Origin of the sequence: Parasutterella muris, from assembly GCF_943193095.1 — a bacterium.
In the GTDB taxonomy this organism is placed as follows: domain Bacteria; phylum Pseudomonadota; class Gammaproteobacteria; order Burkholderiales; family Burkholderiaceae_F; genus Parasutterella; species Parasutterella muris.
In genome coordinates this window covers 1-24,297 of sequence record NZ_CALPCV010000035.1, presented here as the reverse complement: position 1 = coordinate 24,297, position 24,297 = coordinate 1, and the positions used below count along the sequence as shown (strand labels likewise).

Annotated in this window: 27 protein-coding genes; 10 read left to right on the top strand and 17 right to left on the bottom strand. The window is 52.1% G+C overall.

Annotated features, from left to right (window positions below):
• Nucleotides 1–37: 37 nt before the first annotated feature.
• From pyrF to NFR90_RS10525, 4 genes are all read right to left on the bottom strand, one after another.
• Nucleotides 38–850, bottom strand: coding sequence for an orotidine-5'-phosphate decarboxylase (pyrF, locus tag NFR90_RS10540; protein ID WP_160334591.1), 813 nt, complete (start codon nucleotides 848–850; stop codon nucleotides 38–40).
• Nucleotides 851–922: 72 nt separating this feature from the next.
• Nucleotides 923–2,125 (bottom strand): MFS transporter, encoded by a 1,203-nt coding sequence (locus NFR90_RS10535; protein WP_251452867.1) that lies wholly within the window; start codon nucleotides 2,123–2,125, stop codon nucleotides 923–925.
• A gap of 109 nt (nucleotides 2,126–2,234) precedes the next feature.
• Entirely contained in the window at nucleotides 2,235–3,875 is a 1,641-nt protein-coding gene (groL, locus tag NFR90_RS10530; RefSeq protein WP_160334589.1) for a chaperonin GroEL, read from the bottom strand.
• 47 nt (nucleotides 3,876–3,922) lie between these two features.
• Entirely contained in the window at nucleotides 3,923–4,210 is a 288-nt protein-coding gene (locus tag NFR90_RS10525) for a co-chaperone GroES (RefSeq protein WP_160334588.1), read from the bottom strand.
• Between the two features lie 212 nt (nucleotides 4,211–4,422).
• On the opposite strand from NFR90_RS10525, the gene dacB reads away from it, so the two are divergent.
• From dacB to NFR90_RS10495, 6 genes are all read left to right on the top strand, one after another.
• Nucleotides 4,423–5,856 carry a D-alanyl-D-alanine carboxypeptidase/D-alanyl-D-alanine endopeptidase gene (gene dacB, locus NFR90_RS10520; RefSeq protein WP_251452865.1) on the top strand — a complete coding sequence of 478 codons (1,434 nt, stop codon included), beginning with the start codon at nucleotides 4,423–4,425 and terminating at the stop codon, nucleotides 5,854–5,856.
• Between the two features lie 44 nt (nucleotides 5,857–5,900).
• Complete coding sequence (locus NFR90_RS10515; protein WP_160334586.1) at nucleotides 5,901–6,203, top strand: ElaB/YgaM/YqjD family protein; 303 nt, start codon at nucleotides 5,901–5,903, stop codon at nucleotides 6,201–6,203.
• A gap of 27 nt (nucleotides 6,204–6,230) precedes the next feature.
• Nucleotides 6,231–6,698 (top strand): phage holin family protein, encoded by a 468-nt coding sequence (locus NFR90_RS10510; RefSeq protein ID WP_251452863.1) that lies wholly within the window; start codon nucleotides 6,231–6,233, stop codon nucleotides 6,696–6,698.
• Nucleotides 6,685–7,068, top strand: a complete 384-nt coding sequence (locus NFR90_RS10505) for a hypothetical protein (protein ID WP_251452861.1) — start codon at nucleotides 6,685–6,687, stop codon at nucleotides 7,066–7,068. Before NFR90_RS10510 ends, NFR90_RS10505 begins: the two co-directional genes overlap by 14 nt.
• 137 nt (nucleotides 7,069–7,205) lie before the next feature.
• On the top strand, nucleotides 7,206–7,862 hold the full coding sequence (locus NFR90_RS10500; protein WP_251452859.1) for a carbonic anhydrase: 657 nt from the start codon (nucleotides 7,206–7,208) through the stop codon (nucleotides 7,860–7,862).
• A gap of 113 nt (nucleotides 7,863–7,975) precedes the next feature.
• Nucleotides 7,976–8,959 carry a LysR family transcriptional regulator gene (locus tag NFR90_RS10495; RefSeq protein ID WP_160334582.1) on the top strand — a complete coding sequence of 328 codons (984 nt, stop codon included), beginning with the start codon at nucleotides 7,976–7,978 and terminating at the stop codon, nucleotides 8,957–8,959.
• A 288-nt stretch (nucleotides 8,960–9,247) separates the two neighbouring features.
• On the opposite strand, the gene NFR90_RS10490 is transcribed toward NFR90_RS10495, so the two are convergent.
• The 10 genes from NFR90_RS10490 to glyA all read right to left on the bottom strand — a co-directional run bounded on the left by NFR90_RS10490 (nucleotide 9,248) and on the right by glyA (nucleotide 17,150).
• Nucleotides 9,248–10,567: a hemolysin family protein gene (locus NFR90_RS10490; protein ID WP_160334581.1), complete on the bottom strand. Its 1,320-nt coding sequence runs from the start codon at nucleotides 10,565–10,567 to the stop codon at nucleotides 9,248–9,250.
• A 3-nt stretch (nucleotides 10,568–10,570) separates the two neighbouring features.
• The gene (locus tag NFR90_RS10485; RefSeq protein WP_160334580.1) at nucleotides 10,571–11,065 is read right to left on the bottom strand and encodes a CinA family protein; all 495 of its coding nucleotides are present in this window, start codon (nucleotides 11,063–11,065) and stop codon (nucleotides 10,571–10,573) included.
• Entirely contained in the window at nucleotides 11,066–11,599 is a 534-nt protein-coding gene (locus tag NFR90_RS10480) for a phosphatidylglycerophosphatase A family protein (RefSeq protein WP_160334579.1), read from the bottom strand. It abuts the gene before it with no gap.
• Nucleotides 11,586–12,641, bottom strand: coding sequence for a thiamine-phosphate kinase (thiL, locus tag NFR90_RS10475; protein WP_251452857.1), 1,056 nt, complete (start codon nucleotides 12,639–12,641; stop codon nucleotides 11,586–11,588). The genes NFR90_RS10480 and thiL overlap by 14 nt, the downstream gene beginning before the upstream one ends.
• Nucleotides 12,610–13,092 (bottom strand): transcription antitermination factor NusB, encoded by a 483-nt coding sequence (nusB, locus tag NFR90_RS10470; protein WP_251452829.1) that lies wholly within the window; start codon nucleotides 13,090–13,092, stop codon nucleotides 12,610–12,612. Before nusB ends, thiL begins: the two co-directional genes overlap by 32 nt.
• A 4-nt stretch (nucleotides 13,093–13,096) precedes the next feature.
• Complete coding sequence (ribH, locus tag NFR90_RS10465) at nucleotides 13,097–13,591, bottom strand: 6,7-dimethyl-8-ribityllumazine synthase (protein WP_160334576.1); 495 nt, start codon at nucleotides 13,589–13,591, stop codon at nucleotides 13,097–13,099.
• A 90-nt stretch (nucleotides 13,592–13,681) separates the two neighbouring features.
• The gene (locus NFR90_RS10460; protein ID WP_251452826.1) at nucleotides 13,682–14,287 is read right to left on the bottom strand and encodes a riboflavin synthase; all 606 of its coding nucleotides are present in this window, start codon (nucleotides 14,285–14,287) and stop codon (nucleotides 13,682–13,684) included.
• An 18-nt stretch (nucleotides 14,288–14,305) separates the two neighbouring features.
• On the bottom strand, nucleotides 14,306–15,397 hold the full coding sequence (ribD, locus tag NFR90_RS10455) for a bifunctional diaminohydroxyphosphoribosylaminopyrimidine deaminase/5-amino-6-(5-phosphoribosylamino)uracil reductase RibD (RefSeq protein ID WP_237178703.1): 1,092 nt from the start codon (nucleotides 15,395–15,397) through the stop codon (nucleotides 14,306–14,308).
• Between the two features lie 13 nt (nucleotides 15,398–15,410).
• Nucleotides 15,411–15,866, bottom strand: a complete 456-nt coding sequence (nrdR, locus tag NFR90_RS10450; protein WP_251452823.1) for a transcriptional regulator NrdR — start codon at nucleotides 15,864–15,866, stop codon at nucleotides 15,411–15,413.
• Nucleotides 15,867–15,881: 15 nt separating this feature from the next.
• Nucleotides 15,882–17,150, bottom strand: coding sequence for a serine hydroxymethyltransferase (glyA, locus tag NFR90_RS10445; protein WP_277612817.1), 1,269 nt, complete (start codon nucleotides 17,148–17,150; stop codon nucleotides 15,882–15,884).
• 175 nt (nucleotides 17,151–17,325) lie between these two features.
• On the opposite strand from glyA, the gene erpA reads away from it, so the two are divergent.
• The gene (gene erpA, locus NFR90_RS10440) at nucleotides 17,326–17,679 is read left to right on the top strand and encodes an iron-sulfur cluster insertion protein ErpA (protein ID WP_160334572.1); all 354 of its coding nucleotides are present in this window, start codon (nucleotides 17,326–17,328) and stop codon (nucleotides 17,677–17,679) included.
• 70 nt (nucleotides 17,680–17,749) lie between these two features.
• Here the strand turns inward: erpA and NFR90_RS10435 are convergent, their stop codons facing one another.
• Both NFR90_RS10435 and NFR90_RS10430 read right to left on the bottom strand, forming a co-directional pair.
• A complete protein-coding gene (locus NFR90_RS10435) occupies nucleotides 17,750–18,856 on the bottom strand; it encodes an anhydro-N-acetylmuramic acid kinase (protein ID WP_251452820.1) in 1,107 nt (368 codons plus the stop codon).
• Between the two features lie 41 nt (nucleotides 18,857–18,897).
• Nucleotides 18,898–20,223 carry a M23 family metallopeptidase gene (locus NFR90_RS10430; RefSeq protein WP_251452817.1) on the bottom strand — a complete coding sequence of 442 codons (1,326 nt, stop codon included), beginning with the start codon at nucleotides 20,221–20,223 and terminating at the stop codon, nucleotides 18,898–18,900.
• 205 nt (nucleotides 20,224–20,428) lie between these two features.
• On the opposite strand from NFR90_RS10430, the gene tyrS reads away from it, so the two are divergent.
• From tyrS to NFR90_RS10415, 3 genes are read left to right on the top strand one after another with little or no spacing between them, the layout of a single operon-like run.
• On the top strand, nucleotides 20,429–21,673 hold the full coding sequence (tyrS, locus tag NFR90_RS10425) for a tyrosine--tRNA ligase (protein WP_160334571.1): 1,245 nt from the start codon (nucleotides 20,429–20,431) through the stop codon (nucleotides 21,671–21,673).
• A 10-nt stretch (nucleotides 21,674–21,683) separates the two neighbouring features.
• Complete coding sequence (gene dtd, locus NFR90_RS10420; RefSeq protein ID WP_160334570.1) at nucleotides 21,684–22,133, top strand: D-aminoacyl-tRNA deacylase; 450 nt, start codon at nucleotides 21,684–21,686, stop codon at nucleotides 22,131–22,133.
• Nucleotides 22,134–22,137: 4 nt separating this feature from the next.
• Nucleotides 22,138–22,782 (top strand): YbhB/YbcL family Raf kinase inhibitor-like protein, encoded by a 645-nt coding sequence (locus tag NFR90_RS10415; protein WP_160334569.1) that lies wholly within the window; start codon nucleotides 22,138–22,140, stop codon nucleotides 22,780–22,782.
• A 54-nt stretch (nucleotides 22,783–22,836) separates the two neighbouring features.
• On the opposite strand, the gene argC is transcribed toward NFR90_RS10415, so the two are convergent.
• Nucleotides 22,837–23,895, bottom strand: a complete 1,059-nt coding sequence (gene argC / locus NFR90_RS10410) for an N-acetyl-gamma-glutamyl-phosphate reductase (protein WP_251452815.1) — start codon at nucleotides 23,893–23,895, stop codon at nucleotides 22,837–22,839.
• Between the last annotated feature and the right edge of the window lie 402 nt (nucleotides 23,896–24,297).

The window sequence follows — 24,297 nt, the reverse complement described above, 5'->3', positions numbered from 1 at the left end:
TCTGGCGCCTGCCCACAAAGACGTTGGTTAAGGAACTTTAGCCGCGCGCCTTATTAATTTCGTCGCGGGTCCTCAGTGCGGCAAATCTTGCTTTCTGCGCAAAGTCGTCGCCCTGAGACGCATAAAGAATTGCCCGGCTTGAATTGATTATCATGCCGGTTTTCTCGGCATTCATACCGCTTTTGACGCTCGCGTTCACATCTCCGCCCTGAGCGCCAATACCCGGTACCAGAAAATTCAACTCCGGCGTGATCGCGCGCACGCTTTTCAGCTCATTCGGATAGGTCGCGCCGATCACCAGACCAAGCTGACCGGTTGTGTTCCATTCGGCAACTTTTTCCGCAACGACGTGATAGAGGGGCTTTCCGCCGCAGTCGAGCATCTGAAGATCGTCTCCGCCTTTATTGCTGGTCCTGCAAAGTATGAATGCGCCTTTGTCTTCATACTCCAGATACGGCTCGACCGAGTCTCGTCCCATGTACGGAGAAAGTGTCACGCAGTCGGCTCCGAACCGCTCAAACGCTTCCTTAGCGTAATGCTTGGCAGTGGATCCGATATCTCCGCGTTTCGCGTCCAAAATCACAGGGATACCCGGGAATTCGGAGTGAATGCGTCTGATGAGTTCAGTGAGCTGATCCTCCGCGCCGACTGAGGCGAAATACGCGATCTGCGGCTTAAATGCGCAGACTGTGTCGGCGGTTGCCTGCACAATCTCCCAGCAGAAATCAAGGTACGGATGACGGCAAGAGGCGAATTTATCGGGAAAACGTTTGAGATCCGGATCCAGTCCGACGCATAAAAGAGTGTTGTTCTTATCCCAGCGCTGCTGGAGCATTTCTGTGAATTTCATCCGTCTTCTTCCTCAATAGTGTGAATATGTGGAGATGCATTGTAGCGGCCGCATTCCGAAATTAACCGTTTGCTAGGTAAGTGTCGTGCCGCTTCCTTCACTGCTCGCCGGTCTTTTCAGATACAGATAAAGAACGAGCGGCAGCAGAATAAAGCCCGAAAGTCCGATAATAAATTTATAAGAGAACCAAGCCGCCATCGCCCCGCCGATGATCGGCCCGAAAACCGCGCCGAGCTGCTGGGCAAGATAAGACAGTCCGAATACCCTTCCCTTGTCATTGGCAGAGGTGGAAACGGTAAGAACTGCGTTAATCGCGGGGAAAATTCCCGCAAAGGCCAAACCGCCGATAAAGCGCCAGCCGGTAAACCATTCAAGAGAGTTCGGAAAGACCTGTATGACGCCCAATATGCCCGCGCCCAGCAAAGATAAATACAGAACGGGACGATAGCCGATATTCTGTCCCATGATGCCCCAAACCGGCGAAGCCAGAACTCCGGAGACACCCGTAATCGAAAAGACAATACCGGAAACCAGAACAATGCGGTCCATTGAACCCTGAAGTTCTGCGACGTACAGCGGCATAACCGGCTGCTGCAGAAGGATGGTGAGCTGAACTACACCCGCGCAGATCAGCATGCGCTTCACTGCAGGAATTTTCAGAAGCGAAAAGTCCCAAATACGAACCGGTTTGGCATTGGGATCCGGAACTCTCGGTTTTTCTTTAATGAAGAAGACAAGCGCCAGGGTGATTAGAAAGAGTGCACCTGCCGCGATAAAAAATGCGCTTCGCATGCCGAACTGGTCAGCAAGCAGGCCGCCGAACAGAGGTCCGAGCACGCCGCCCGCAGTCATGCCGCCCTGCATGACGCCCATGCAGAAGCCGAGCTTTAGTTTGGGAGATTCGGCACTGATGATCGCAAGAAGCGCCGGCCACAAACCCGCGGAAAGCCCCTGAACAATTCGTACCCCGAAAAGTTCCCACGGATTGGAAACCAAGCCGCCGAGCAAATAGGTAATCGCTAAACAGAAACCTGCTCGAATCGCCATCAGTTTGCGGCTCTTTTTATCGGCGAGCGCGCCCCAAATCGGCGCCATGATACCGCTCACGAGGAAGGTCACCGCGAAGATCGCGCCCGACCACATGTCCACATCCGCCTGCTTGACGCCAAGATCCTGAATTAAATACATCGGGAGGAACGGGATAAGCATTGTGTAGCTCATCGACATCAGAATCGCACACGTCGTGAGCAGGGCTAGGACGAATTTCCACTTCATGGTTCGAGCTCTGTTGTTTTGGATGTTTTCCCTAATATTTTAAGCTTAAAAAACTAAAAGGCCCTCAGCTTTCACTGAGGGCCTTTCGTTCTAATCAATCAGCGGATGATTACATCATGCCGGGCATTCCGCCCATGCCGCCCATTCCCATCGGAGGAACAGCAGGTTTGTCTTCCGGCAGATCTGCGATCATGCATTCGGTTGTCAGGATCAGGCTGGCAACAGAAGCCGCATTCTGCAGAGCGGTACGTGTGACCTTAGTCGGGTCAAGAACACCCATTTCAATCATGTCGCCGTATTCACCGGTCTGAGCGTTGAAGCCGAAGTTGCCCTTGCCGTTGGCGACGCGGTCAACTACGACGCTCGGTTCGTCACCGGCGTTGCGGACGATCTGACGCATCGGTTCTTCCATAGCGCGCAGAACGATCTTGATACCGGCGTCCTGTTCGGCGTTTTCGCCCTTCAGTTCCTTAATGGCCTGTTTTGCACGAATCAGCGCGACACCGCCGCCGGCGACGACGCCTTCTTCAACAGCAGCACGTGTAGCGTGCAGAGCATCTTCAACACGAGCCTTCTTTTCCTTCATTTCAACTTCAGTTGCAGCACCAACCTTGATCAGCGCAACACCGCCTGCCAGTTTGGCAACACGTTCCTGAAGTTTTTCACGGTCGTAATCGCTGGATGTTTCTTCCATCTGCTTACGAATCTGTTTTACGCGGGCTTCGATCTGATCTTCCTTGCCGGCGCCGTCAATAATCGTGGTGCTTTCCTTATTGACTTCAACCTTCTTAGCGGAGCCGAGTTCGTTCAGTGTAGCCTTTTCAAGAGTCAGGCCGACATCGGAGCTGATGACTGTACCGCCGGTGAGGATGGCGATATCTTCAAGCATTGCCTTGCGACGGTCGCCAAAGCCGGGAGCCTTGACGGCAACAGTCTTGAGGATGCCGCGGATGCTGTTGACAACCAGAGTAGCAAGCGCTTCGCCTTCGATATCTTCAGCGATAATCAGAAGCGGACGGCCGGACTTGGCAACCTGCTCGAGAATCGGGAGAAGATCGCGGATGTTGCTGACTTTCTTCTCAACAAGAAGGATGTAGGGGTTTTCAAGAAGGGCTACCTGTTTGTCGGGGTTGTTGATGAAGTACGGAGACAGATAGCCGCGGTCAAACTGCATACCTTCAACCACTTCAAGTTCATTCTGCAGGCTCTTGCCGTCTTCAACGGTGATCACGCCTTCTTTGCCGACCTTTTCCATCGCCTGAGCAATGATGTCGCCGATTTCATGATCGGAGTTAGCGGAAATAGCGCCGACCTGAGCAACTTCCTTGCTGGTTGTTGTCGGCTTGCTGAGTGTGTGCAGTTCAGCGATTGCAGCACCGACAGCCTTATCGATACCGCGTTTCAGATCCATCGGGCTCATGCCGGCGGCAACAAACTTCATGCCTTCGTCAACGATCGCCTGAGCAAGAACGGTCGCAGTAGTTGTACCGTCACCGGCGTTGTCGCTGGTCTTGGAAGCAACTTCCTTAACCATCTGAGCGCCCATGTTTTCGAACTTGTCCTTCAGCTCAACTTCCTTAGCGACGGAAACACCGTCCTTAGTGATTGTCGGGCCGCCGAATGCGCGTTCAAGCACAACATTACGGCCTTTCGGGCCGAGAGTTACTTTTACCGCGTCAGCGAGAACATTAACGCCGCGAACCATGCGTACGCGGGCGTCATCACCAAATAAAACCTGCTTAGAAGCCATTTATTAAATCTCCTATCTCTATATTCTTTCGTAGTTCGGCAGTTCTGTTATTCAAGAACGCCCATGATGTCTTCTTCACGCATCACGAGATATTCATCTCCGTCAACCTTGACCGTCTGACCGGAGTACTTGCCGAAGAGAACACGGTCGCCTACCTTAACGTCCATCGGAATAAGCTTGCCGGCGTCGTCGCGCTTACCGGGACCGACAGCCAAAACCTGACCCTGATCAGGTTTTTCACCTGCGGCTTCGGGAAGATAAATGCCGCTGGCTGTACGCGTTTCGGCATCTACGCGCTTTACGATAACGCGGTCATGCAAAGGACGAATGTTCATCTTTAAACTCCTATTCTTGGTAAACAAACAAGTTGTGTTTCAATATTCCTTATGTTGGGATTCGAATCGATTTTTCAACCCCTCAGATAAATAGGTGTTTATACTAACAACTTCATCCGAAAGTTTAAAGAAGAGCTATTTCTTTTTTATTAACATTGTGTAATCGTTAACCCTTAACTTGTCTATTTCTCAGGCAGGTCTATTCTGTTTTTATGAAGTCTTACCTCTCATTGCTGCGGAAAGCCGCACTGATTTCCATTCTTTCGGCCTTGTCCGTTTCATACGCAGCCGAAAAAGCTGCTCCGATTCCGGCGCCGATTAAAAAGGCGATGACCAAATACAAAGTGCCGACAGCCGACTTCTCTATGGCGGTAATTCCGCTCTCGGCAAAAGAAAAACCGGTATTCATCAATGCGTCCGCTCCCAGAATGCCCGCTTCCGTAGAAAAAATTGTGACCTCGGCTGCGGCGCTTGAACTGCTCGGACCGGCCAAAGTCTGGCACACCCGAATGGTGTCGCAGACCGAACCCAACAGCGCCGGCGTGCTTAAAGACGACATCTACCTCATCGGCTCGGGCAACCCCGAACTGTCTCTTTCTGACTTCAGAGACATGATCGAAGGACTTCGAAGCAGGGGCATTCAGAGTATCGAAGGAAACATCATTGTCGATCGTTCCCGATTCGATATTCCGCCGCACGATCCGTTTGCCTTTGACGGCGAAGGCAACCGTCCTTACAACACAGGAGCCGACGCGATGCTTGTCAACTCCCGCGCGTTATTTATGCAGATACGCCCCGATCGGAAAGAAGGCGTCGCTTATCTGTACTCCGTTCCGCACCTCAACGGCTTAGCACTTCCGAAAACCATCCCTCTGAGCAAGGAAGCGTGCGGCGCTTGGCGCAAACAGATCAAACCGGATTTTTCCACCCCGTTAGCACCGAAATTCCTCGGCTCCTTCCCCGCCTCCTGCGGAAACAAAGATTTCTTCTACACCTCTCTTGGTGCGGATGAATACCTCACGCTGCTCTTTTCTGAATTTTGGAAGAAAGCGGGCGGAAGCTGGAAGGGCAAACTTGTCAGCGGAAAAGCCCCGAGCTCTTTAAAAGACATGAACATACTGAGCAGTACAAGTTCGGAGCCTCTGGCAAAAATCATCTACGACATGAATAAACACAGTCTGAATCCGGCCGCTCGGCAGCTTTTCCTGGAATTAGGCAAGACGGAAGCCGGAGAGCCGAAGACTTTGGCGCAAAGCCGAAAAACAATCAAAGCCTGGGCCCTTGAAAACAAACTTCCGGCCGACGAACTGTCTTTGGACAACGGCAGCGGACTTTCCAGAAAATCGCGAATTTCAGCCGGAGCGCTCGCATCCGTGCTGGCGCATATGTGGAACACACCGAGGATGCCGGAATACATGTCAAGCATGCCGATCTCCGGTGTAGACGGCACCATGCGCAAGCGTCATGCCGCGGACGGTTACGCGCACATTAAAACCGGTTACATCTCTGGCGCCCGTTCTGTCGCGGGCTACGTGCAGGCCAAAGACGGTAAACGCTATGCCGTCGCGGCTATTGTCAACGGACCGTCCGCCCTCGGATCAGTACCCGTATTGGACGCTGTAATCAGCTGGGTTCACAGCAGGTGATAGACTTTTTTCATTGCCGAAAAAGATTTTTTGGAGGTTTATTTATGGACACCAATTTAAACGAAGTTGTACGTGAAAACGTTGATAACGCCCTTGAGCAGGCTGATGAACTTCTGCAGCGCGCTGCCGAAACAACCGGCGACGAAGCTAAGGAACTTCAGGAAAAAGCCAAGAAATGCCTGCTGCGTGCTCGCGGCGGCATGAAGACGTTTTTTGAAAAGTCCGGCGCGGAAAGCAAGCAGATTGCCGGTGAAGTCAATGACTGCGTCCATGACAATCCGTGGCGCGCTGTCGGTATCGCTGCTGTCGGCGGTCTGCTGCTCGGCCTTCTGATCGCCCGCAAATAATTTTGGCTTTTACACGCAGAGGCCATTATGGCTAACGGAACAAATCAGGAAAGATCCTCACCCGGGCTCTATACGCTGCTCGGCCAGATCGCCGACGGACTGTCGACTCGTCTGCAGATTGCCTCTATCGAACTTTCGGTCGCCAGAGACAATGCGGGCAAAGCCGCTTTCTACGGCATACTTGCGGGGTTTTTCGGACTGTTTTCCTTAGTTTTCATTTCAATTGCCCTGCTGGTCGTTTTCTGGGATGAGCACCGTGTATTTGTTGCCTGCGCACTTGCGGTCTTTTACACGGTCATATTCCTCTATTTACTGGGCCGAGCTCGCAATTTTGCTTCCACACTGCCCTATTCATTCGCAGAATCGAAACAAATTATGCAGGCGGATGTGAACTCTTTCCGGGGTGCGCTGAAGCGCTCGCAAGGCACGCCCGAAGAGGCTCCTGCAGCGGGGGCCACGGTTCAGACAAAGGAGGCCGATAATGCAGGCAAATGACGAAGTCGCGCGCAGACTTGCCCAACTGACCGTACGCGCCGGCGAGCAGCGCGCTCAGATTCATAACGAAATTGAGATGATGCGTAGCCGTCCTGCTACAGCCGCACAGTCTGTAGGAAAGGACGCGCTGAAAGCGGCAAAGGCTTTGGGACTTGCAGATCCTAAAGTCGCGATCCCGCTTGCCCGTACCGTCTTTATTCCTGCGGCGCTTGCTATCGCAAGGCTTGTTCTGAAAAACGGCAGTCCCCGCAGATATCTCGGAGCTGCGCTTATCGCGGCAAGTTCGTTCGGAATCTTCAAAGGAATGGAGTATGACGCCGAACAGCACGCGAAGAAATCAGATCAGCTTACAACTCCGAATAAAGACTGAACGCAGTCCGTTACGGATCTAATCAATCAAATTGGCGCGCCGGATTTTGTCCGGCGCTTCTTTTGTCTGAGGCTTCACTTTTGCCATAATGACACTCTGTCAAATTTCTATTCAAATCCTCACCTAACTGCACGGACATGGATAACTTTCACCAGCTTCTCCAAGGCTTTCATAATTTCAAACAGAAGTATTTTCTCAAAGAGCGCGAGTATTTCGAGTCTCTGGAGAAATCCCAGAATCCCAAAACACTGGTTGTTGCCTGCTGTGATTCGCGTGTTGATCCGGCAATTCTTCTGCACTGCAGGCCCGGTGAACTTTTTGTCATTCGCAATGTCGCGGCTCTGATTCCGTCCTCGGATCAGGCGGACTCCCCCAGTGCTGTCATGGCCGCCATCGAGTACGGCGTCAAGCATCTCAGCGTCGAGCATATCGTCGTTCTGGGCCACTCCAGATGCGGCGGGATCCACGGACTGATGCATCCGGAGACTATCTGCAATGAAAAATACATTTGGCAGTGGGTCAGCATCGCTGCGCCGGCTCTGGATCGGCTGGACGATCTCACAGATGATGAACCGCCGGAAGTCAGAGCCCGCCATTGTGAGGAAGGCGCTGTTCTTCTGTCCTTGGATAATCTGCTTTCGTATCCCTGGATCTCCTCTAAAGTCGAAGAAGGATCGCTGAAGCTTCATGCGCTTTACTACGATCTCGGCGAGGGAGAACTGTACCGATTCAGCCCGGAAAAAGAGGACTTCCTGCCGCTTGCTCTCAAAACACCAAAGAAATCTACTAAGTAGGATTTTTACTGAGAAATCCTCTTATTATCAATAGTCATCTCTGCGACTCGATTAGAATCGGACGATATGAGCTGAAGCTTTTTCGCACTTTTTTCTTTTCGGGGCCTCGACCTATGTCCAAACTTGATGATATGAATCTTTGGCGTGTCTTTCTGAGTTTATGCGGGACGCGTAATTTCTCTTACACGGCCGCAGAACTTGATGTCGAGGTCTCCACTGTTTCCCGCAATCTTTCCCAGTTGGAAAAGACCGTCGGGCAAAGCTTATTCCAAAGAACAAGGCCGCTTAAGCTCACGAGGGAAGGCGAGAAAATTCTCAGCATCATTGAACCGGTCATTCACCAGCACACTGACGCCATTGACCGAATTCTGAAAAATAACAGTCTGCTTGAAGGCGGTATTCGTCTTTCGGTTTCTCACGGCGTAGCCACTCGGCATTTGAGACCCTTTCTGGAGGATTTCAACAAGCTTTATCCCAATGTCAGCTTCACCATTGCCGGTTCCGGCAGCATCAACGATGTGACCTCGTACAAAGCGGACATCGCCTGCGTCAGCGGGATGCACGAAGGAAAGGATCTGATGCTCCTGCCTCGCGGCCGAAATATCTATGTTCCTGTCGCGACTCCTTCTTATATTAAAAAATTCGGCATGCCGACCGACCCGTCGGACTTAACGAATTTCAAGGCACTTCAGTTTGACGGCGCAACCCGCTCCCGTTTTAAAACCATGAGGAGCGCAGACCGCACGGTCGAAATTGATCAAAAACACGTTATGGTCATCGGAAGCATTCTTGGGATTAAAGATTTTGTTCTTGAGGATTACGGCTTCTGCTTGGATATGCCGCTGTTTCTCTGTATCGATGAGCTCCTTGAGAAAAAGCTGGTTCCGGTTCTTCCCGGATGGGCCTGTGAACCGGCGCCGACATATGTCGCCTGCACGCAGTCCGCTTGGCGCAATAAGCTCAACCGCGTTTTCATTAAGTACCTGCAGGAGAGTTTTCTCGCCTTCTTTGAGGCAATTGAAACAAAGGCAGCTCCCGTATGGAAACTGCCTTTTGACGATAGCCCTTCCAACCTGCGTAAGGACCTCTCAGAATAATCTCGTTAAGCGCGTGAAGCTATAAATAAGTCACCGGCACCGCTCCATAATTCGGCATGTGCGTGGGGACAGCAATTTCTTCTTAAAGCAAAAGCGCGCTCCGGCTCTGACACCGTCGATTTTGCAGCGCAACCTGTCGTCTACTACTTCGGCGGTATTGCGTACACATTCAATACAGCCTTAGCCTCGCTCACGGCAAGTACGAAAAAAGCCGAGAAATTCCCGGCCTTTTCGCGAAATATCTGAGCGGCTGACGCTTCTTGGCAATCTGCGCTTTAAGAAAACAAATTAACTCTCTTCCTCTTCTTCCTTAGCCTCAGGAAGCTTTGTAATGAGAATTCGATCAAGTCTTCGGCCGTCCATCTGACGGACCGTAAACTCCCATCCGCCCCAGCTGACTCGATCTCCCGGACGCGGAAGTTTTTCCAGAAGGAAAATCACCATGCCGGCAGCCGTCGTATAGCGATCCTCCATTTCCTCGGGAACTTCATGCAGCGCAAGCAAATCCTTGAGCTCCGGAATCGGCAGCAGTCCGTCAACTTCATAGCAGGTGTCTGACTTTTTAATGATCTGCGCATCTTCCGGCGTTTCAGGCTTAAATTCTCCGGCAATCGCTTCCAGAACATCATGCGGCGTCACCAAACCTAAAATCGCGCCGTATTCATCAACGACCAGCGCCAAAGCAGCGTCGCTCGCTCTAAAGTTCTCCAAAAGCTCCATGCCGGTAAGTGACTCCGGCACGTACAACGGCGGATCATACTCAACCTTAAAATTCGGTTTGCCGACAGAGACGATCTGTTTCAGAAGCTGTCGAGTGGTAACCACACCCACAACATCATCGAGACCGCCCTTGCAGACCGGAAGCCTTGAGTGGTTCGATTCCAGAACCTTCTTCATATTGACTTCTCTGGAATCGTCCAGGTCAATGTACTCAACCTCACCGCGAGGGATCATCAGAGAAGAAATGCTGCGGTCGTCCAGGCGGAAAATATTCTTCACCATGACGTGCTCCTGAGCATCGATCACGCCGGCCAATCCGCCTTCATCAATCATTGAATGAATTTCTTCTTCCGTAATCTTCTGATCGTTTTCTTTCGTACCGATCAGCTTCATAACAAACTCGGTCGAAAAGGACAGCAGTTTCACAAAAGGCAATGCGATCAGAGAAAGCCAATGGATCGGCTTAGCGACAAAACGCGCAATCGCGTCCGCGCCTAAAAGACCGATGCGCTTCGGCACAAGCTCACCGACAACAATGGAAAAATAAGTAATGAGGATGACGACAATCACCATCGAGGCAACTCTGGCCGTCGCCATGGATATGCCGGTCACGCTCACCATAAAGTTAGAGAACGGATCCACCAAAGCAGATTCGCCGACAATACCTGAGAGAATGCCGATGGAGGTGATGCCAACCTGAATCGTCGAAAGCGCTCTCGTCGGATTTTCAGAAAGGCTGAGCGCCAGTTTTGCCCCGGAAGCGCCCTGCTCGGACAAAACCTGCAGCTTGCTCTTGCGGGCAGTAACGATGGAGATTTCGCTCATCGCGAAAAATCCATTCATCAAAATCAAAATGATTAAACAAATAACGTCAAACCAGACACTCATTTTTTATGGCCTTTCGTCAAAATAACCGAGGAGTCCGTTCAGTGCTTTTTCCACGGTCTGCTCGCGAACTGCAGCACGATCACCGTCAAACTGGCAGCGCACAACTTCGGCAATCTCATCTCGTCTCATCCATCCGATAAACACGGTGCCAACAGGTTTGCCGGGCAGTGCGCCCGTGGGGCCCGCGATTCCGCTGACCGCGACCGCGACCGACGCGCCAGAATGCTTCAGCGCGCCAATAAGCATATGAGTAACCGTCTCTGCGCTTACCGCTGTAAAACGATCCAAAATTCCCTGCGGAACATCAAGCATCTGATGCTTAGCTTCGTTGGTATATGTGACAAAGCCTCTTTCAAACCAAGCGCTTGAACCCGAAACCGAGGTCAGCGCGGCACTGATCATCCCGCCCGTCAGAGATTCGGCAGTCACAATTACCTCGCCTGTGCCGCTGATGCGGTCACTGAGCGTTTTAACTAAGCTTTCAATATTTGCAGTCATTTAAAAGAAAGTCCAAATAGGAGCGGCGAACCCCGAAACCTCAAGTACATAAGCCGCCGCATTAATAAGAATGATCGCGTATACAGCCGCGAACACATCATCAAGCATGACAGTAAAACCGTTTTGCCGCATCGAATCCAAAACCGATACGGGCGGGAGCTTGACGATATCAAAGAAACGGAATGCGATCACGGAGGCTAACTGCCAGAAAAAACCTATAGGCGTCACCAAAAGCGTCAGCCAAACCGCGACGACTTCATCGATGACAATGGATCCGTGATCCGTTTTATACAGATAGGTCTCGGATCGACCGACAGCGATGCAGCCCAAAATAAACGCGAGCGCTGAGGCGAACCAAATCGGCGCTCTTCCGAATGCGCTCTGCATCAGCCAAAATGCGAGCCATGCCGCAAAGGAACCCCACGTCCCCGGCGCAGGCGTAATGCAGCCGGCTCCGAAAAATGTCGAAATCATCAGCCAGGGATGACGGAGCACTAAAGAAAAGGCAGGCGCCTCGGTTTTATACGACTTCATTTGCGAAATGATTAAAGGATGGCTGAGGCGACAGAACTCCGCCTTCGCCGTCATCAATGAGAAGCGATTCTCCCGCGCCCGTGATCTCGCCGATTCGTGTGACAGGAACGCTAAGCCGCTGAGATAGTTCTAATATCCGCGCGCTCTGTTCGGCCGAGGCGGTAAAGAGAAGTTCATAATCGTCTCCGCCGGAAAGCACACAACGGCGACGAACGTCCTCCGGCATATTGCGCATGGCCTCCGAGAGCGGGAAATCCTTCCAGTGAAGCACCGCGGAAACGCCGGATCGATCCAGAATATGCTGAAGATCTCCGATCAGACCGTCCGAGATGTCGCAGGCAGAACTTGCGAGGTTTAAGAGCCCCGTGCCCAGCGCAACCCGCGCTGTGGGCTTATCCATTCGGGATTTGAAGTAGCGGTAGTCAGACGACGCGCACTTCCAGTATCCCCAAATGTCTCCTAAAGCGGCAAATGCGTCTCCGGGCGTGCCGCTCACCCAAATATCATCGCCGGGCCGCGCTCCGCTTCTTGTCAGACCTTTGCCCGCAGGCAGCTCGCCAAGCGCAGTGATGGAAATTGTGGTCTTGGATGGTTTGCCGTCAATGACCGGCGCCTTGACTGTATCGCCTCCGCGAAGCGGGCAGCCGTAGCGGAACGACTCTTCCATCAGCCCCTTAGAGTAAGCTTTAAGCCACTGCTCATCAATTGAAGGCAAAGAAATCGACAGAAAAAACGCTTTCGGAACGGCGCCAGCGGCAGCCAGATCCGAGAGATTAACCGCAAGAGACTTTCTGCCCACGGTGTAGGGATCCGCGTTATCAAAAAAATGCGTTCCCAAGGCCATCATATCCGTCGTGACGGCGATTCTTTTATCTCCAATATCCAAAAAGGCGCAGTCATCTCCAACTCCTTGCGAAGGCCAAGCGTTGGGATGAGCGCCTTTATCGGTGAAGAATCCGGATATGACCCCAAACTCGTCCAGCGAATTCGGGGTCCTCGTACTGTGCGGCTTATCTGGCATCTTTGCTGCCGGAGGCCTCATACGGTCTAAGCTTCGATACGAGCTTATCAAGAACACCGTTCACATAACGGAATCCGTCAGTACCGCCAAAGCTCTTAGCGAGCTCAACCGCTTCGTTGATCACGACGCGATACGGCGTCGCGGTATTCTTCAGTTCATAAGTTCCAATCAGAAGAATGCCTCTTTCGATCGGAGACAGAGTCGTGACGTCGCGGCCGACAAAAGGTTTATACGCATCTTCCGTCGCGACAAAATCATCAATTACGCCGTGCAGCAGACTGCGGTAAAACTCCGCGTCCGCCTTATCAAAATCTTCCGCTTCCAGTGCGGCCGCATCTATTTCAACAGGGTCGGTATGACTGATAAGCCACTGATAAACACCCTGCAGCGCAAATTCGCGCGAACGTCTGCGGGCACTGCGGCCGCCGCGTTTCTTCGCCGGCGCTTTAACCGATGTAGTTTCTTTTGACATATTTTTACTCTTGCGAATCTGTATCGTCGTCAAACGACACAGCGCAGATTCTGCCGAGATTGCCCATTTCCAGAGCGACACGAGCGGCGTCTCTGCCTTTTTCCTGCATTCTTACTCTGGCCTGCTCTTCGTTCTCAACAGTCAGAATGCAGTTTGCGATGGAAATCGCCTCTCTGACGACAATATCCGTAATGCCGCGGGAAGATTCGTTTGCGACCAGCTCAAAATGATAGGTCTCACCGCGAATCACGCAGCCGATCGCGATCATCGCGTCCAGATCCGGATAACGCTCAAAGAGCATTGTGAGCGCATAGGGAATTTCCAAAGCGCCCGGGACGGTTGTGACAACAATGTTTTCGTCCTTAACACCGTTGGCCTTCAGCTCCTCATAGCAGGACTGAAACAAGCCTTTGCAAACCCAGTCGTTAAAGCGAGCACTGACAATACCAATTTTCAGATCAGTACCGTCTAATTTCGACTGAATAAAGTTGATAGCCAATTTTATCTCCTAACTTAAATCTTCGGAATTTTAGCAAAGCAGCCGCATCCTCCCGAATTCCTGCGCCGTGATGAGCGCAAAGATTTCAGCTTAGCGCTGAATGAGCGAATACATGCGCTCAATATAGCGAGCAACAGTATCCACCTCGACATTCACCAGATCACGGACCTTGGTGTACTTGAAGGATGTGTGCTCAAACGTATGAGGGATCAGGTTAATCGAAACACGTGTGCCTGCGGGCGTATCTTCAACTTCGTTAATCGTAAGCGATACTCCGTTGATCGCGATCGAGCCTTTATAGGCAAGGAACTTGCCCAGCTTCATCGGGCAGCGCACCACCAGATGATAGGACTCCGCTTTCTTTTCAAAAGCGTCGACTTCGCCTACGCCGTCCACATGTCCGCTGACAATGTGACCGTCAAGACGATCTCCCAGACGCATCGCCTTTTCCAAGTTCACATGACCCCAGCCGTCCAAACCGGCGGTCTTATCTAAAGACTCGGCGGAGACTTCGACCTTAAACATTTTTTCGTCGACCTCCACAACGGTCATGCAGGCACCGTTGATCGCGATCGAATCGCCGATTTTAACTGTATCCAGACCCAGTTCAGGCGCCTCGACATGAATGCGCAGACCGTCTCCGATCTCTTCATTATCACGAATGCGACCGACGGCCTGAATAATTCCTGTAAACATCTCTAGCTCTCCTGTAATCTAACCGGCCGGACGCAGTAAAAGGCGCAGATCCGGTCCTACTTTTTCAACATCGATAAATTCTAGCGCTATACCTTCAGAAAGGTTCTGAAGCATTGGCAAATCAAGCAGTTTTCGTCCTTGTCCGAGCAACAGAGGTGCCGCATAGATCAAATACTCGTCGATCAGCCCCTGCATCGCGAGCGCGCCGTTCAGACGAGCGCCCGCCTCAACATGAACCTCGTTGATTTCGCGCCGTCCGAGTTCAGCGCACAGCGCCTTCAAGTCAACTTTACCGTCAGCGCCGCGCAGCTCAATCACTTCCACGCCCTGCGCTTCAAACATCTGAGCGCGGACAATGTCATAGAAAGCGCATACCAAGAGCACTTTGCCTTCTTTAAATATCTTCAGATCCGGGCTGAGACGAAGCTGCGAATCCACCACCACCTTAAGCGGCTGACGCTCCGCGCCTTCAATTCGGGCGTTCATGAGCGGGTCATCAGCTTCCACTGTGCCGGAACCGGTCAGCACGGCGCCCGAAATCGCTCGCCAGAAATGACCGTCTCTTCGAGCATCTTCGCCGGTAATCCATTTGCTGACGCCGTTTGAAAGCGCGGTATTTCCGTCCAAACTCATCGCGAATTTAGAGCGCACCCAAGGCATGCCGGTGCGCTGACGCTTCAGAAAGCCTTTATTAATGTCTTCCGCCTCTCTTGCGCCGACACCGCACTCCACCTCAATTCCAGCCTCTTCCAGCATTTTCAGGCCGCGTCCGGAAACCAGAGGATTCGGATCTTTGAGCGCCGCAACCACTCGGGCGACTTTCGCATTTTTGAGCGCAAGCGCGCAGGGCGGCGTTCTGCCGTAATGCGAACAGGGTTCAAGCGTCACATAAACAGTCGCGCCCTCAACCGATTCGCCTCGACGCTCCGCGTCACGAAGCGCCATCACTTCAGCATGGGCCTCGCCCGTGCGCTGAGTATGTCCCTCGCCGATGACCCGACGGTCTTTGACAATCACACAGCCGACGGCCGGATTCGGGGGGCAGATCATACGAGCCTCGCGCGCAAGTTCCAGAGCGCGGCGCATGTAGGAAATATCAGAAAAACTCATTTTTTTCTCTTGATCAGAGCTTACGGGTTTGCTCAACGAGACTGACAAAGTCCTCCAGAGTCTGGAAATTCAGATAAACGGAACCGTAGCGAATATAAGCAACCATATCCAAACACTTCAGTTCGGCAAGCACCAAATCGCCAACCTCTTTAGAGGAGACTTCTTTCTCGCCGCGAAGTCTCAGCTGCCGCTCAATGCTGTTGACCGCTTCGTCCACAAGTGCGGCCTTGACCGGACGTTTGCGAAGCGCGATTTCCATCGATCTTCTCAATTTTTCCGAGCTGAAAGGCTCACGCGCACTGCCGTTGTTCTTGATGATCTGCGGCATCGACAGCGCCGCTTTCTCGTAAGTGGTAAAGCGTCCTCCGCAAGCGGGACACTTTCTGCGGCGGCGAATGACACTGCCCTCTTCGCTGGTGCGCGAATCAATGACCTGCGTATTGGGCTCTTTGCAGTACGGACACAGCATAGGCGGCCTCTTTACTTAAACAGTCTGGCGATAAACCGGGAAGCGGGCGACAAGGGAAGCAACCGCTTCTTTCACATTGGCAAGAACCGCTTCGTCATGCGGATGATCTAAAACGTCGGCAATCAGACTTGCGACTTCTCTTGCTTCTTCCTCTTTAAAGCCGCGAGTCGTCATTGCGGGCGAACCGATACGGATGCCGCTGGTCACAAAAGGCTTCTGCGGATCATTCGGAATAGAGTTTTTGTTTACGGTAATGCCAATCTCATGAAGAATGTTTTCGGCTTCCTTGCCAGTGATGTTCTTCGATCTCAGGTCAACGAGCATGACGTGGCTTTCAGTTCTGCCTGAAACAATGCGAAGACCGCGCTTGCTGAGCTCTTCGGCCATCACGGCGGCGTTGCGGATGACTTGCTTCTGATATTCCTTGTATGCGGGCTGAAGCGCTTCATGGAGCGCGACCGCTTTCGCGGCGATCACATGCATCAGAGGACCGCCTTGAATTCCGGGGAAGACCGCCATGTTGATCGATTTTTCGAGATCGGGACGGCAGAAAATCATGCCGCCGCGTGGACCGCGCAGCGTCTTATGCGTCGTCGTTGTGACGATATCGGCGTAAGGGAACGGACTCGGATAAACGCCTGCGGCCACAAGACCGGCGTAGTGGGCCATGTCGACCATCAGATAGGCGCCGACTTTATGCGCGATTTCTCCGAAACGCTTGAAATCAATTCGCAGAGAATAGGCAGACGCTCCGGCGATAATCAGCTTCGGCTTATTTGCCAATGCGAGCTTCTCAACGGCGTCGTAATCAATTTCTTCTTTTTCATTCAGGCCGTAGCTGATGATATTGAACCATTTGCCGGACATGTTCAGTTTCATGCCGTGCGATAAATGACCGCCTTCCGCGAGCGACATTCCCATGACGGTGTCGCCCGGATTCAGAAGTCCGAAAAACACCGCCATATTGGCCTGAGCGCCGGAATGCGGCTGAACATTAACCGCCATCTCCACGCCGCAGGGTTTGCAGAAAAGCTCCAGAGCGCGCTCTTTTGCCAAGGCCTCAGCCTGATCCACAAATTCGCAACCGCCGTAATAACGCTTGCCGGGATAACCTTCAGCGTATTTATTGGTTAAGACAGACCCCTGAGCTTCCATTACCGCAGGAGAAGCATAATTTTCGCTTGCGATCAGCTCGATCTGATCTTCCTGTCTCTGCCCTTCTTTGCGAATAACTTCCCAAATAGCGGGATCCGTCATTTCGACTTTGTCGGCTTTACTAAACATTCCGAAATCCTCTCTAATAAATACAACACCTGGTGGGTGCCGAATGTGCATAAGCTTAAATGATACGCCGCTGTAAAGAACAACTTTCCAAACTAATTTTTTCAATTAATACGAAAGGATATTGACTGCATCTATATAATCGAGTCACCAAATTAGTTAATTATGAGGAATCAATATGTCTGAAGAACAGGTCAAGCTTCCCGATCCGATCATTTTCACCGATGCGGCCAGCATGAAAGTTAAAGAACTGATCGACGAGGAAGGCAACCCCAACCTGAAACTTCGCGTTTTTGTTCAGGGCGGCGGATGCTCCGGCTTCCAGTATGGCTTCACCTTTGATGAAGAAGTCAATGAAGACGACGCGACCATGGAACGCAACGGCGTCATGCTCCTCATCGATTCGATGAGCTATCAGTATTTAGTCGGCGCTGAAATCGACTACAAAGAAGACCTTGAAGGCGCTCAGTTCGTCATCAAAAACCCGAATGCGACGACAACCTGCAGCTGCGGCTCCAGCTTCTCCGTATAACGGTAAAATTCGCGCTTCTTGACGTAATAAGAATTCTGCCCGATTCTTTCGAATCGGGCCTTATTATTTTTTACGCCGGATAAAGCGCGCCTAAAATCCTTCCGCCTTCTGCGCCCGTGACGCTCGGAAGATTCCCCGGCTGCCGCTCAACGAATCGTTTTGCGAGCCACGCAAAGGCCGCGCCTTCCACGTCCTGAGCGTCCATGCCCAGAGCCGCCGTTGTTTTTACCGCCCTTGCGGGATTCATTGCCGCAAGCTCCTGCATTAAAAGCGAATTTTTCGCTCCGCCGCCGCATACAAACAACTCCTGAATGTCTGGGGCAAAGCGCTCAATCGCTTCAGTAATCGTGCCCGCCGTCAGGGCTACCAGCGTCCTCTGCACGTCTTCTACAGACTCATCGGAAAGTTTTGATTCAAGCCAGCCTAAGTTAAAAAGCTCACGGCCGGTGCTTTTCGGCGGCGTCAGATCAAAAAACGCTTCTTTCTTCAGCAGCGCCAGAAGCTTCTCACTAACCTTACCGCTTCTAGCCCACATTCCATCGTGATCGTAGGGCGTGCCGTTGATTTTCTCAGTCCAGCCATCCATCAGAACATTGCCCGGACCGCAGTCAAAACCAAAAACATCTGCGTCGGAACCTAAAGCAGGCAGATATGTCAGATTGCTGATGCCGCCGATGTTGAGAATGCCGCGCGGCACACTGCCGCTGAACACGCATTTATGAAACAGCGGCACTAGCGGCGCGCCTTCACCGCCCGCGGCTAAATCCCGACTGCGAAAATCCGTCACCACATCCGTCTTCGTAAGCTCCGCAAGCAGCGCCCCGTTGATCAGCTGCGTGCTCGCGCCCATCTGCGGGCTGTGACGAATCGTCTGACCGTGCGCGCCGATAGCGCAAATGTTTGAGGTTTCCAGACCGGTTCCTTCCAGCAGCTTGTTAAAAACTTTAGCGTAAATTTTGGCGACTTCGTTGCCGCACTCCTGACAGCGCAGGACCTCGTCCGGACCGCTCGAACAGAGACTGATCAGAGAGGAGCGCAGATGTGTGGAATAGGACTCCGAACTTCGGCCGATAAATTGATATCGACCGTTAGTAAACACGGCTGCGACCGCGTCGACGCCGTCCATGCTGGTGCCGGACATCATTCCGACATAAATAGGAATTTGCGGTTCTGACATAGAAAATGGTCTTGTTTACAAGACCTCAATTCTAATGGATGTTAATGCGCAGCTGTACGAGGCTGATTCTGAGCGAGCTGAATTCGGCTGAGCATCGCGATCTGACGGCGCATCGGAGCAATCGCCACTTTAAAATCTTCAGCGGCCTCATCTCGAAGGTTTTCACCGGTACGCAAATCAGCAATCAGCGGGTTGACCTGCTGGCCGTCCTTCTTAAGTTCATAGTGCAGATGAGGTCCTGTTGCCATGCCGGTCGCACCGACATAACCGATGAGCTGACCTTTTTTCACTTTTGTTCCGGGTTCAATCCCCGGAGCGTACTTGCTCATGTGTGCGTAAAGGGAGGTATAGCCCGAGGAGTGCGAAATCTCCAGCCAATAGCCGTAGCCGCGTCGCTGATAACGCTTCGTCGTCACCGTGCCGTCACTGGCTGCATAGATAGGCGTTCCTTTGGGCGCGCCTAAATCCACACCCCAGTGCGGTCGCAAACGTCCGGTCACGGGATGTCGACGAACTCGGTTAAAAGTCGAGGTGACACGCGCCTCGCAGGGCATGCGAAGGAAAGTCACATCGTTGTTTTTTCCTTCGGAATCGTAATAACCTTCGATTCCTTCGCCTTCATACCAATACGACTCAATCGTCTTATTCTTGGCGTAGTACTCAATCGCGAGCAGTTTCCCGGTTCCGATGTCAGCTCCGTCAAGCTGACGGCGCTCATAAATCACGCTGAATGTGTCGCCCTTAGAGACGTCCTTGGAGAGGTTCAGCTCCGTCGACAAACGATCTTTGATCTGCTTGAGAACTCCGGCAGGAATATTCGCTTCGACAGCCGCTTTATCCAAGTTGGAGGTAATAACGCCCGAAGCAGCGATCGGAAGCGCATCAAATCCGCTGGTTTTCTCGGCATGCACGAATTTCCCGTCTTTATTTTTGCTGACCTCAAAGAAAGAAATATCTTTGGACTGTGAGTCAATCGGACGGAACACTCTCAGAGAAATCACTTCTCCGCCAGTCGTCAGACGAGCCTGGATAAGACGTCCTCGGGAGAGACGCGCAAACGGATTTTCTTTGCCTTTGATTGTCGTCACGTAACGAGTAAAGGCTTTGTCCTGGATACCAAGGCGCTCGAAAATCTTCTTGGAGGTGTCTTTCGGTTCAATGTGGGTCTCAGCGTAGACATCGTACATTTCGCTTGCCCACTGCTGAATCAGAACGCTAAGATCAATTTCGCCGGCCTTTTCCATAATGACCGGCGTCTTTTCTTCCGCTGCGTGCAGAGAATTAAAGGAGGCGAAAGGCAGAACGAGAGCAGCCGCAAATGTCACTGACTTAAAAATCTTGGTTAATTTGCCTGCTGCAGTATTCACTTTTCTGTCTCTCTTCGTTCTCACTCTCAATTCGCTTGACGAAAACAAATCCCCCAACGCAGAAAGGATAAACGCTGAAAGAGAATATAGAATATGGGGATGGCTTTGATTACGCCCCTACCGTCAAGTGCGTCAATTATATTGGATTTAAACATTGACGTCTGCAAGGGGTTTTACTACTACGATTTTAGGATTGTTTCTAAAAATGACTGAAAGTGTCGAACAAAAAAAATTCCCGGTGAGCCAGAAGATTAAGGACGCAATGGCCCTAATCAAACGCGGCACCGACACACTTCTGATTGAGCAGGAGCTTGAGCAGAAGCTCGCTCGCGCCGAAGCGACGGGCAAGCCTCTTCGTGTCAAACTCGGTCTCGATCCTACCGCTCCCGACATCCATCTCGGACACACTGTCGTTCTGAACAAACTGCGTCAGTTTCAGGATCTCGGACATACCGTTATCTTCCTCGTAGGAGACTTTACAAGTGCCATCGGCGACCCCTCCGGCCGCAATACAACACGCCCTCCGTTAACGAGAGAACAAATTGAAACAAATGCGAAGACTTATCTTGATCAGGCTTACCATGTCCTGGATCCGGATAAAACCGAAATTCGCTACAACTCCGAATGGTGCAACAAACTCGGTTCCGAAGGCATGATTCGCTTAGCGTCCCGCTATACGCTCGCTCGTCTGCTTGAGCGCGACGACTTTGCCAAGCGTTTTGCCGAACAGGCACCGATCGCCATGCATGAGCTGCTTTACCCGCTGATGCAGGGCTACGACTCCGTCGCCCTTGAGGCCGATGTGGAACTTGGCGGTTCCGATCAGAGATTCAACCTGCTCGTAGGCCGCGAACTGCAGCGCCAGTACGGTCAGGAAGCGCAGTGCATCATCACAATGCCGCTGCTGGTCGGCCTGGACGGCGTCAACAAGATGAGCAAGTCCAAACATAACTACATCGGCATTACCGAAAATCCGAACGATATGTTCGGCAAAGTCATGTCCCTGTCCGATGATCTGATGTGGAACTGGTTTGATTTGCTTTCCATGCGCAGCAACGAGGAAATCGCTCAGCTGAAGAAGGAATGCGAAAACGGACGCAATCCGCGCGACGCGAAGGTTCTGCTCGCTAAGGAAATCGTGACTCGATTCCATGACGCGGCCGCAGCAGACGCCGCGGAACAGGAATTCGTCAACCGCTTCCGCAAAGGCGCGATGCCGAGCGATGTTCCCGAAATCAGCGTCGACAACTCCGGCGAGCCGATGCTTCTTGCCAAACTGATTAAAGAAGCCGGCCTGTGCGCTTCAACAAGCGACGCCAACCGCAATATTGATCAGGGCGGCGTGCGCCTCGACGGCGAAAAGGTCACCGATAAAAAGACTGAAGTCGCTCCCGGCGATTACGTCCTTCAGGTCGGCAAGAGAAAGTGGGCCAAGATTCATTTGAAGTAAGAGAGACAAAATGATCGCGTTGATTCAGCGGGTTTCCAAAGCATCCCTGACCGCCGACGGTGTTTTTCGCGGCCGTATCGATCAGGGCTTGGTCGCACTGGCCTGCGCCGAAAGAGATGACAGCGAAAAGGACGCGGACGCGCTTGCCGAACGCGTGCTGAACTATCGGGTGTTCAGCGACGAGAACGGCAAAATGAATCTGAGCCTTCGCGACATCAAAGGCCAAATCATGGCGGTCTCTCAGTTCACACTCGCCGCCGACACCAACAGCGGCAATCGACCGAGCTTCACGCCCGCAGCGGAGCCGAAGCTCGGCGAGAAACTATACGAACGTTTTGTTAAAAAACTAGAAGCTGAAGGTTTTTCGCCTGTCACCGGCGTGTTCGGCGCGCATATGGCGGTTGAACTGGTCAACGACGGTCCGGTCACATTTTGGCTAAGATACCCGAAAAAGAGGTAAGTCTATGGAAAGTATCTTCAGAGTATGGAGCGATTCTTTTGACGAAGGCGCAATGATTCCGGAAGGCTACGCCTACGCGAAATTAGATCCGATGGGGCGCGAACATACTGTTCCCGCTGGGAACCGCAATCCTCAGATTGCATGGTCAAATCCGCCCGCGGGCACACAGTCGTTGGTAGTCATCTGCCAGGATCACGACGTGCCGCAGGATTTCTCTATGGCTAACCGTGAGGACGCAGTCATTGCGGAAGATGCGCCGAGAAGAGACTTCTTCCACTGGATTCTGGTGGATATCGTGCCGGAAGAACCCTGTATTGACGTGGGCACCCTCTCAAAAGGCGTGACCCCGAAAGGCAAGAAAGGGCCCGCATGCGCTAACGGCATGCGTCAGGGACTGAACGACTACACCAACTTCGAGAAACCGGAGGAAACCGGCAAGCACTACGGCTATGACGGTCCCTGCCCTCCGTGGAATGATGAGAGAATGCACCGCTACGTCTTTACTGTCTATGCGGTCGACTTCCCGCTGCTGCCGCTGAGCGGAAGCTTCACCGGTCCGGAAGTGCTCGAAGCGATGCAGGGACATATTCTCGCATCCGCCTCCGTCTCGGGTCTTTACACCTTGAATCCGAAACTCGTGCGTAAATAGGCCGCTAAAAATTTAAGCCTCTGATTCTTCCATGGAGTCAGAGGCTTTTTTCTTTTAGGGCATCAGCGCAATCTGATCCAGCCCTGTGCTTTCAGGCAGTCCCATAAGCAGATTCATCGCCTGCACAGACTGTCCGGCAGAACCCTTAACGAGATTATCTTCGACCACAAGGATCACGAGCAGATCAGGCTCCTTGCGGTAAAGCGCGATGCGAACCATGTTGGATCCGCGTACCGACCTAGTCTCCGGCAGCGATCCAGCCGGCAGAACGTCCACAAAGGGTTCGTCACGATAAGCGTTTTCATACAGAGACTGGAAATCCACTCCCGTGCCTTTTTCCGTCAGACGCACGTAAATCGTCGAGAAGATGCCTCTGATCGTCGGCAGAAGATGCGGAATGAACGTGAGCGGAACCTTCTCGCCCGCGAATTCGCTCAGCTGCTGAACCATCTCGGGCTCGTGGCGGTGGCCGCCAACGCCATAGGCCTTAAAGTTGTCGGCAGCTTCTGCGCAAATCAAACTCACGTCGGCCTTTCTGCCGGCGCCGCTGATGCCGGACTTGCTGTCGGCAATGATCGAGACATTGAGATTCACAATGTCTTTTTCCGCGCTGTGAAGTTTTAAAAGCGGCATAAGACCGAGCTCAATCGTTGTCGGATAGCAGCCGGCCATACCGAGAATATCCGCTTTCTTCATCTGCTCGCGCATTGTCTCAGGCTGACCGTATACGGCCTTAGCAAGCAGATCAGGGCAGCTGTGCTCCATCTTGTACCATTTGCTAAACACTTCCGTGTCTTTAATACGAAAATCCGCCGCCAGATCGATAACCTTGACGCCCTTGGCGGTCAGCTCCCGCGCCATGGACATCGCTACGCCATGCGGCGTCGCAAAAAATACCGCGTCACACTGATCGAGCGGAGCCTCGGAAGGATCACAGAATGTCAGATCCAAACGTCCGCGAAGATTAGGGAACATCTTCGCCACATGCGTACCGGCGTCTTTTCTTCCGGTAATGGTGACGATTTCCGCATTCGGATGCTGCGCAAGAAGACGAAGCAGCTCAATGCCTGTGTAGCCGCTTCCGCCGACAATACCGACTTTAATCTTTTTCATTTCGGACTTCCTGTTAGGTTGAGGATTTTGAAAGTTTGACATCCTTCTCGTCACCAGTGACGAGAAATCCCTGCAGCGGCCGCACAGCATCGCACGACGCTCTTTCTCCGTTCATTTCGAAGACTCACCGGAGCTGCTCGAAAAATTATACTTTGACCGTAAACAAAAAACGGATGTGAAATCCCTGCCGGAAAGCGGCTTCTGACAGATTCTGCCGCTAGACGACTGAAAAATTGCAGAACTAGAGAACTAAAAATTTAAAAATCACAAAAAAAACCTTTTATTTCAGTGGAATAAAAGTTTTTTTTGTGTTATGCTAGATTATCTAATTAGATAATCGATTGTAATTATGAATACGCCAAAACTTCCTCCGCTCATTATTAAAAAGAGCCCTTCGGCTTA

Coding starts and splice junctions, on each gene's coding strand:
- dtd (WP_160334570.1), top strand. CDS start 21,684: ATGATCGCGTTGATTCAGCGGGTTTCCAAAGCATCCCTGACCGCCGAC.
- nrdR (WP_251452823.1), bottom strand. CDS start 15,866: ATGCTGTGTCCGTACTGCAAAGAGCCCAATACGCAGGTCATTGATTCG.
- NFR90_RS10415 (WP_160334569.1), top strand. CDS start 22,138: ATGGAAAGTATCTTCAGAGTATGGAGCGATTCTTTTGACGAAGGCGCA.
- NFR90_RS10515 (WP_160334586.1), top strand. CDS start 5,901: ATGGACACCAATTTAAACGAAGTTGTACGTGAAAACGTTGATAACGCC.
- thiL (WP_251452857.1), bottom strand. CDS start 12,641: ATGAGGCCTCCGGCAGCAAAGATGCCAGATAAGCCGCACAGTACGAGG.
- NFR90_RS10480 (WP_160334579.1), bottom strand. CDS start 11,599: ATGAAGTCGTATAAAACCGAGGCGCCTGCCTTTTCTTTAGTGCTCCGT.
- tyrS (WP_160334571.1), top strand. CDS start 20,429: ATGACTGAAAGTGTCGAACAAAAAAAATTCCCGGTGAGCCAGAAGATT.
- erpA (WP_160334572.1), top strand. CDS start 17,326: ATGTCTGAAGAACAGGTCAAGCTTCCCGATCCGATCATTTTCACCGAT.
- NFR90_RS10485 (WP_160334580.1), bottom strand. CDS start 11,065: ATGACTGCAAATATTGAAAGCTTAGTTAAAACGCTCAGTGACCGCATC.
- dacB (WP_251452865.1), top strand. CDS start 4,423: ATGAAGTCTTACCTCTCATTGCTGCGGAAAGCCGCACTGATTTCCATT.
- NFR90_RS10495 (WP_160334582.1), top strand. CDS start 7,976: ATGTCCAAACTTGATGATATGAATCTTTGGCGTGTCTTTCTGAGTTTA.
- NFR90_RS10500 (WP_251452859.1), top strand. CDS start 7,206: ATGGATAACTTTCACCAGCTTCTCCAAGGCTTTCATAATTTCAAACAG.
- ribD (WP_237178703.1), bottom strand. CDS start 15,397: ATGAGTTTTTCTGATATTTCCTACATGCGCCGCGCTCTGGAACTTGCG.
- NFR90_RS10505 (WP_251452861.1), top strand. CDS start 6,685: ATGCAGGCAAATGACGAAGTCGCGCGCAGACTTGCCCAACTGACCGTA.
- NFR90_RS10535 (WP_251452867.1), bottom strand. CDS start 2,125: ATGAAGTGGAAATTCGTCCTAGCCCTGCTCACGACGTGTGCGATTCTG.
- groL (WP_160334589.1), bottom strand. CDS start 3,875: ATGGCTTCTAAGCAGGTTTTATTTGGTGATGACGCCCGCGTACGCATG.
- NFR90_RS10435 (WP_251452820.1), bottom strand. CDS start 18,856: ATGTCAGAACCGCAAATTCCTATTTATGTCGGAATGATGTCCGGCACC.
- glyA (WP_277612817.1), bottom strand. CDS start 17,150: ATGTTTAGTAAAGCCGACAAAGTCGAAATGACGGATCCCGCTATTTGG.
- NFR90_RS10460 (WP_251452826.1), bottom strand. CDS start 14,287: ATGTTTACAGGAATTATTCAGGCCGTCGGTCGCATTCGTGATAATGAA.
- argC (WP_251452815.1), bottom strand. CDS start 23,895: ATGAAAAAGATTAAAGTCGGTATTGTCGGCGGAAGCGGCTACACAGGC.
- nusB (WP_251452829.1), bottom strand. CDS start 13,092: ATGTCAAAAGAAACTACATCGGTTAAAGCGCCGGCGAAGAAACGCGGC.
- NFR90_RS10510 (WP_251452863.1), top strand. CDS start 6,231: ATGGCTAACGGAACAAATCAGGAAAGATCCTCACCCGGGCTCTATACG.
- pyrF (WP_160334591.1), bottom strand. CDS start 850: ATGAAATTCACAGAAATGCTCCAGCAGCGCTGGGATAAGAACAACACT.
- NFR90_RS10490 (WP_160334581.1), bottom strand. CDS start 10,567: ATGAGTGTCTGGTTTGACGTTATTTGTTTAATCATTTTGATTTTGATG.
- NFR90_RS10525 (WP_160334588.1), bottom strand. CDS start 4,210: ATGAACATTCGTCCTTTGCATGACCGCGTTATCGTAAAGCGCGTAGAT.